Source organism: Maricaulis sp. (genome assembly GCF_048269565.1).
Lineage (GTDB): Bacteria > Pseudomonadota > Alphaproteobacteria > Caulobacterales > Maricaulaceae > Maricaulis.
In genome coordinates, this window is the sequence record NZ_JBLXIK010000013.1 from 22,593 (window position 1) to 29,145 (window position 6,553).

General features: G+C 59.5%; 15 protein-coding genes. All 15 read right to left on the reverse strand.

Annotation, left to right across the window (positions count from 1 at the left end):
* Window positions 1–3: 3 nt before the first annotated feature.
* Window positions 4–558, reverse strand: a complete 555-nt coding sequence (rplE, locus tag ACN0YL_RS14635; RefSeq protein WP_417498463.1) for a 50S ribosomal protein L5 — start codon at window positions 556–558, stop codon at window positions 4–6.
* Window positions 551–868, reverse strand: coding sequence for a 50S ribosomal protein L24 (gene rplX / locus ACN0YL_RS14640; RefSeq protein WP_417470268.1), 318 nt, complete (start codon window positions 866–868; stop codon window positions 551–553). The genes rplE and rplX overlap by 8 nt, the downstream gene beginning before the upstream one ends.
* A complete protein-coding gene (gene rplN / locus ACN0YL_RS14645; RefSeq protein ID WP_339740751.1) occupies window positions 868–1,236 on the reverse strand; it encodes a 50S ribosomal protein L14 in 369 nt (122 codons plus the stop codon). The genes rplX and rplN overlap by 1 nt, the downstream gene beginning before the upstream one ends.
* Window positions 1,237–1,276: 40 nt before the next feature.
* Window positions 1,277–1,513 (reverse strand): 30S ribosomal protein S17, encoded by a 237-nt coding sequence (gene rpsQ, locus ACN0YL_RS14650; protein WP_091770290.1) that lies wholly within the window; start codon window positions 1,511–1,513, stop codon window positions 1,277–1,279.
* 3 nt (window positions 1,514–1,516) lie between these two features.
* Complete coding sequence (rpmC, locus tag ACN0YL_RS14655) at window positions 1,517–1,723, reverse strand: 50S ribosomal protein L29 (protein WP_091770292.1); 207 nt, start codon at window positions 1,721–1,723, stop codon at window positions 1,517–1,519.
* Window positions 1,724–1,737: 14 nt separating this feature from the next.
* Complete coding sequence (gene rplP, locus ACN0YL_RS14660; RefSeq protein ID WP_339740756.1) at window positions 1,738–2,151, reverse strand: 50S ribosomal protein L16; 414 nt, start codon at window positions 2,149–2,151, stop codon at window positions 1,738–1,740.
* Window positions 2,152–2,163: 12 nt separating this feature from the next.
* A complete protein-coding gene (gene rpsC, locus ACN0YL_RS14665; protein WP_417470265.1) occupies window positions 2,164–2,868 on the reverse strand; it encodes a 30S ribosomal protein S3 in 705 nt (234 codons plus the stop codon).
* Window positions 2,868–3,248: a 50S ribosomal protein L22 gene (rplV, locus tag ACN0YL_RS14670; RefSeq protein ID WP_417470263.1), complete on the reverse strand. Its 381-nt coding sequence runs from the start codon at window positions 3,246–3,248 to the stop codon at window positions 2,868–2,870. The genes rpsC and rplV overlap by 1 nt, the downstream gene beginning before the upstream one ends.
* A gap of 3 nt (window positions 3,249–3,251) precedes the next feature.
* Complete coding sequence (rpsS, locus tag ACN0YL_RS14675; protein ID WP_091770301.1) at window positions 3,252–3,530, reverse strand: 30S ribosomal protein S19; 279 nt, start codon at window positions 3,528–3,530, stop codon at window positions 3,252–3,254.
* Between the two features lie 10 nt (window positions 3,531–3,540).
* Complete coding sequence (gene rplB / locus ACN0YL_RS14680; protein ID WP_417470261.1) at window positions 3,541–4,377, reverse strand: 50S ribosomal protein L2; 837 nt, start codon at window positions 4,375–4,377, stop codon at window positions 3,541–3,543.
* Window position 4,378: 1 nt separating this feature from the next.
* A complete protein-coding gene (locus ACN0YL_RS14685; protein ID WP_091770305.1) occupies window positions 4,379–4,675 on the reverse strand; it encodes a 50S ribosomal protein L23 in 297 nt (98 codons plus the stop codon).
* A 2-nt stretch (window positions 4,676–4,677) separates the two neighbouring features.
* The gene (rplD, locus tag ACN0YL_RS14690; protein ID WP_417470259.1) at window positions 4,678–5,313 is read right to left on the reverse strand and encodes a 50S ribosomal protein L4; all 636 of its coding nucleotides are present in this window, start codon (window positions 5,311–5,313) and stop codon (window positions 4,678–4,680) included.
* Window positions 5,310–6,071: a 50S ribosomal protein L3 gene (rplC, locus tag ACN0YL_RS14695; RefSeq protein WP_417470257.1), complete on the reverse strand. Its 762-nt coding sequence runs from the start codon at window positions 6,069–6,071 to the stop codon at window positions 5,310–5,312. Before rplC ends, rplD begins: the two co-directional genes overlap by 4 nt.
* Before the next feature lie 4 nt (window positions 6,072–6,075).
* Window positions 6,076–6,390, reverse strand: a complete 315-nt coding sequence (rpsJ, locus tag ACN0YL_RS14700; RefSeq protein ID WP_091770311.1) for a 30S ribosomal protein S10 — start codon at window positions 6,388–6,390, stop codon at window positions 6,076–6,078.
* A gap of 82 nt (window positions 6,391–6,472) precedes the next feature.
* A partial coding sequence (locus tag ACN0YL_RS14705; RefSeq protein WP_091771909.1) for a hypothetical protein occupies window positions 6,473–6,553 on the reverse strand: 81 nt, incomplete at its 5' end.

The window sequence follows — 6,553 nt, forward strand, 5'->3', positions numbered from 1 at the left end:
GCGTCAGTTCGAAAACGGAAAATCGAACTCGGCCAACAAAGCCTTCGCTTCTTCATCCGATTTTGCGGTGGTGCACACCACAATGTCCATGCCCCGGATCTTCTCGACCTTGTCATAGTCGATCTCAGGGAAAACGATATGCTCTTTCAGACCCATCGCGTAATTGCCGCGACCGTCGAAGCTCTTGCCGTTGAGGCCGCGGAAATCCCGGACCCGTGGCAGGGCGATCGTGATCAGCCTGTCGAGGAATTCGTACATGCGATCCTGGCGCAAGGTCACCTTGGCACCGATCACCTGGTCCTCGCGCAGCTTGAAGCCGGCGATCGAATTCTTCGCGACGGTCTGGACCGGCTTCTGGCCGGAGATCGCCTGCAGATCTTCGAGCGCGCCCTTGATTTTCTTGGAATCCTGGGCTGCCTCGCCGACACCCATATTGATCACGACCTTGTCCAGGCGCGGGATCTGCATGACGTTGGCGTAGCCGAATTTTTCCTTCAGCGTGTCGCGGATCTCGTCGCGATACTTCGTGCGAAGGCGTGGTGTGTATGAATCAGACATCGATCACCTCACCCGAACTCTTGGCAAAACGAACCTTGCGGCCGTCATCAAGCGTCTTGAAACCGACACGGGTCGGCTCGCCAGTCTTCGGATCGACCAGAGCCACATTGGATTTGTGGATCGTGGCTTCTTTTTCCTTGATCCCGCCCGGATCGGCTTGCGTTGCGCGTGTGTGGCGTTTGACCACGTTCACGCCGGCAACGATCATCCGGTCCTCGGCTGGAATCACTTTCATGACTTCGCCGGTCTTGCCCTTGTCACGGCCAGCGAGAATGACGACCTTGTCGCCCTTCTTGATCTTGGCAGCCATTACAGCACCTCCGGAGCCAGCGAGATGATCTTCATGTGGTTCTTGGCGCGAAGTTCGCGCGGAACCGGTCCGAAGATACGCGTGCCGAGCGGCTCGTTGTTATTGTTGATCAGGACAGCCGAATTGGAATCAAAGCGAATGACGGTACCGTCCTTGCGCTTGATGTCCTTGCGGACGCGAACGACGACCGCTTTGCGGACATCACCCTTTTTCACGCGGCCGCGTGGAATGGCTTCCTTGACGGAAACGACAATAATGTCGCCGACGTGGGCATAACGGCGCTTGGCGCCGCCGAGCACCTTAATGCACTGCACACGGCGTGCGCCGGAATTGTCGGCCACGTCCAGATTTGTCTGCATCTGGATCATCGCAGATCCTCCTTATGAGATGGCGTTTTCCAGTTCAAGCCTAGGCTTGGGCCGGAACTACCTCCCACCGCTTAAGTTTCGACTTGGGTGCGCATTCCTGGATCTGGATCATATCACCGACCTTGAATGCGGATTGCTCGTCATGCGCGTGATAACGCTTGGTACGGCGAACCGTCTTGCGAAGCAGGGGGTGCAGGAATGTCCGCTCCACCCGAACCACAACGGTCTTGGTACCTTTATCGCTCACCACGACGCCTTGCAGGATACGCTTCGGCATCGCTTAACTCCCTTGCTCTTGCTGCGACTTGCGCTCGCTTTGAATGGTCCGGAGACGCGCGATGTCGCGGCGAACCTGGGTAAAACGAGCCGTGTTTTCCAGCTGGCCGGTGGCCGCCTGGAAGCGCAGATTGAACTGCTCCTTTTTCAGCTTGAGGATATTGTCCTTCAGCTGATCTTCGGTCATGGCGCGAACGTCAACGGGTTTCATCGTTCCGCTCTCCCTTACTCGCCCAACCGGGCGACGATTTTCGTCTTGATCGGCAGCTTTGCAGCGCCGAGCGACAGGGCCTCACGTGCGACATCGTCCGGAACACCGTCGATTTCGAACATGATCCGGCCCGGCTTCACACGACACGCCCAGAATTCTGGCGTGCCCTTACCTTTACCCATCCGGACTTCAGTCGGCTTCTTGGAAACCGGCACGTCCGGGAAGATACGGATCCACACGCGCCCTGCCCGTTTCATATGACGGGTGATGGCGCGGCGGGTCGCTTCAATCTGACGCGCGGTAACGCGTTCAGGCTCAAGCGCCTTAAGACCGTAAGATCCGAAATTCAGCGTGAAGCCGCCTTTGGCAACACCCTTGATCCGACCCTTATGGGCTTTGCGGAATTTTGTACGTTTCGGTTGCAGCATGACCCGATTTCCTTACGCAGCCTGGCGGCCCGAACGGGCGCGCTGCTCACCCGACTCCTGGAGCCGGCGCTCCTGGGCCATCGGGTCGTGTTCCATGATCTCGCCCTTGTTGATCCAGACCTTGATCCCGATGATACCCATCGCGGTCTTGGCCGAGGCGGTCCCATAATCGATATCCGCACGCAGCGTGTGGAGCGGCACGGAGCCTTCATTATACTGTTCGGTCCGGGCGATTTCGGCACCGCCGAGACGGCCGCCGCAGACGACCTTGCAGCCCTTGGCACCCATGCGCATCGCCGATTGCAGGGAGCGCTTCATCGCGCGGCGGAAAGCCACGCGGCGCTCGAGCTGCTGGGCGATCGATTCCGCGACGAGCGTGGCATCGATCTCCGGCTTGCGAACTTCAACCAGGTTGAGGAAGACTTCACCATTGACCATTTTCGAGAGCTCGCGGCGCAGGACTTCGATATCGGAGCCCTTCTTGCCGATCACCACACCCGGACGCGCCGTGTGAACCGTGACGCGGCACTTCTTGTGCGGACGCTCGATCACGATCTTGGAAATGCTGGCAGCCTTGAGGCGCTCTTTCAGCACTTTGCGGATCGCGAGGTCTTCGTGCAGCAGCTTGGCGTATTCACCAGCCGACGCATACCAGCGGGAATCCCAGGTACGGTTGATGCCGACGCGCAGACCGATCGGATTGACTTTCTGACCCATCAGGCGGCCTCCTCAATTTCGCGAACCACGATGGTGAGCTCGGAAAACGGTTTCAGGATCTTGGCGCCGCGGCCACGGGCACGGGCCCGAAAACGCTTCATCACCAGGTTCTTGCCCACGAATGCTTCGGCAACGATCAGTGAATCGATGTCGAGGCCGTGATTGTTTTCAGCGTTCGCGATCGCGGATTCGAGGGTTTTCTTCACCTCAAGCGAAATACGCTTGCGCGAGAATTCCAGATCCGCGAGAGCCCGCTCGACCTTCTTGCCCCGGATCATCGCGGCAACCAGGTTGAGCTTCTGGCCACTCGTGCGGATCGTCCGCAGCTTGGCACGCGCTTCATTATCAGCGACGCGGCGAGGATTGGCTGATTTTCCCATCTCTTATCTCCGCTTCGCTTTTTTGTCGGCCGCGTGACCGTAATAGGTCCGGGTCGGTGAAAACTCACCAAGCTTGTGGCCGACCATGTCTTCCGACACGAGCACGGGCACGAACTTGTTGCCGTTGTGAACCTGGAAAGTCAGGCCCACGAATTGCGGCATAATGGTTGAACGGCGCGACCAGGTCTTGATCGCTTGCTTACGGCCACCTTCGTGCGACTTCTCCGCTTTTTTCAGCAGATAGCCGTCGACGAACGGACCTTTCCAGACAGAACGAGGCATCGTCGGCTCCCTATCGCTTCTTGCGTTCGTGACGCGAGCGGATGATGAACTTGTCCGTAGACTTGTTCTTGCGTGTTTTGGCACCCTTGGTCGGCTTGCCCCACGGGGTCACCGGATGGCGACCGCCGGAGGTGCGGCCTTCGCCGCCGCCGTGCGGGTGATCGATCGGGTTCATGACAACGCCGCGGACCGACGGACGCTTGCCCATGTGGCGCTTGCGACCGGCCTTGCCGAGATTGATGTTGGAGTGGTCCGGATTGGAGACCGCACCCACCGTTGCCATGCACTTGTCAGAGACCATGCGAAGCTCGCCGGACGCCAGACGGATCTGGGCGTAGCCATTATCGCGGCCGACCAGCTGAACATAGGCGCCGGCAGAGCGGGCAATCTGGCCACCCTTCTCGGGCTTCAGTTCGACATTGTGCAAGATCGTGCCGACCGGAACCGACTTGAGCGGCATCGCATTGCCCGGCTTCACATCGACCTTGGCCGCGGCGAGGATGACATCGCCTTCCGCCAGGCGCTGTGGCGCCAGGATATAGGACTTTTCGCCATCTTCGTACTGGATCAGCGCAATGAAAGCGGTCCGGTTCGGATCGTATTCCAGACGCTCGACCGTAGCCGGCATGTCCCACTTGCGACGCTTGAAGTCGACAAGACGGTACAGACGCTTGGCACCGCCACCGATACGGCGGGCAGTGATGCGTCCCGTATTGTTGCGGCCGCCGTGCTTCGACAGGCCCTCAACAAGGGATTTTTCCGGACGGCCCTTGTGCAGTGCGGAGCGATCCACAAGCACCAGAGCGCGACGGCCCGGAGACGTTGGTTTGAATGTTCTCAAAGCCATCTTAGAGCCCCGTCGTCACATCGATCGAGTGACCCTCGGCGAGGGTCACAACCGCTTTTTTCTGGTCATTGCGCCGACCGCTGATACCGCGGAAGCGCTTTGTTTTACCGTGAATCCTGATCGTGTTCACGGCCGTCACTTTCACCTTGAAGAGCTCTTCGACCGCCTCGGCGATCTCCTTCTTGTTGGCGCTCAGTGGCACGAAGAAAACAACCTTGCCGTCTTCCGACAGCAGGGTGGACTTTTCTGTGATCACTGGACCCAGGATGGTGTCGTAATGGCGCGCAGCAGCTGACATGTTCAAGCCTCCTTCGCGCTAAGACGTTCGTGGATTTTTGCCACGGCCGACTTGGTCAAAACCAGCGTATCGCGACGCAGCACGTCGTAAACATTCAGGCCCTGGACGGGCAGAACGTCGACGCACGGCAGGTTGCGAGCCGCGAGTGCAAAATTCTCATTGACGGCTTCACCGTCGATGATGAGCACATTCGAAACACCGAGACCGGCGAACGAGTGGCGCAGATCCTTCGTCTTGGGCGCGCTCAACACCGCATCATCAAGAATGATGAGCGATTGCGAACCGGCCTTCGACGACAGCGCATGGCACAGGGCCAGCGAGCGCAACTTCTTCGTCAGATCGTGGGCATGGCTGCGGACGCGAGGGCCGTGTGCCTTGCCGCCACCGACAAACTGGGGTGCCGAACGCGCGCCGTGACGCGCAGTACCGCCGCCCTTCTGCTTGCCGAACCGCTTTTTGGTGCGGGCGATTTCGGAACGGCCCTTGGTCTTGTGCGTTCCTTGTTGCCGAGCGGCGAGCTGCCACTTGACGACACGCTGCAAAAGGTCGGCGCGAACTTCATCGATACCAAAAACGGCATCGTCAAGCTCGATGGCACCGGCATTTTTCGCCGCGAGGGTCTTTACCTCGAACTTCATGCTTCCGTTCCTTCTTCGCCATCAACGGTCACCGGAGCCGGATCGGCCGCCGGAGCGTTGATTGCGTCGAGCGTACGGAACTTGCCAGGAAGGGGCAGATCGGCAGCGCCGTGACCCTTGATGGCATCCCGCAACTCAACCCAGCCACCGGCGGAACCGGGGACTGCACCTTTGACAAGCACCAGGCCGCGATCGGTATCGACGCGAACAACCTCGATATTCTGGGTCGTCACGCGCACGGCACCCATATGGCCGGCCATCTTCTTGCCTTTGAACACCTTGCCCGGATCCTGACACTGACCGGTCGAACCATGCGAGCGGTGGGAAATCGACACGCCGTGGGTGGCCCGAAGACCGCCGAAGCCGTGACGCTTCATCGCGCCTGCAAAACCCTTACCAATCGATGTCCCGGCCACGTCAACTTTCTGACCTGGTACGAAGTGATCGGCCGTCAGCTCGGCGCCGACTTCGATCACTGCGGTTTCCGGAACCCGGAATTCCACAAGCTTGCGCTTGGGAGCAACCTTGGCTTTCGCGAAATGCCCGCGCATCGCCTTTGGCGTGCGCTTGGCTTTCGCCGTGCCCGAACCCAGCTGCAGCGCAAGATAACCGTCGGTGTCGACGGTCTTGTGGGCCACAACCTGGCAACCTTCGAGATGGAGCACTGTGCAGGGCACGTGCGATCCGTCTTCGGCAAAGACGCGGGTCATGCCGAGCTTGCGGGCAACCACGCCGGTTCTACGATCTTCCTGGCGCATGGTCCTAGGCTCCCAGCTTGATCTCGACGTCCACGCCGGCGGACAGGTCGAGCTTCATCAGCGCGTCCACCGTTTGTGGGGTCGGGTCGACAATATCGAGAAGACGCTTGTGGGTCCGGATCTCGAACTGCTCACGCGACTTCTTGTCGATGTGCGGCGAACGCAGCACGGTGAATTTCTCAATGCGCGTCGGCAGCGGAATCGGTCCGCGCACGTTTGCGCCAGTGCGCTTTGCCGTAGAGACGATCTCGCGGGTGGAGCTATCCAGTACCCGATGATCGAAAGCCTTCAGGCGAATGCGGATGTTTTGACGTTCCATCAACCCGATCCCGTTTCTTAAACTTCAAAAAGAGCGAAGCCGGAGCGGCGCATGGTGCGCCGCTCCAACCAATGAATGCTATTTACTCGACGATTTTCGAGACGACGCCGGCACCGACGGTGCGGCCGCCTTCGCGGATGGCGAAGCGGAGCTTCTCTTCCAT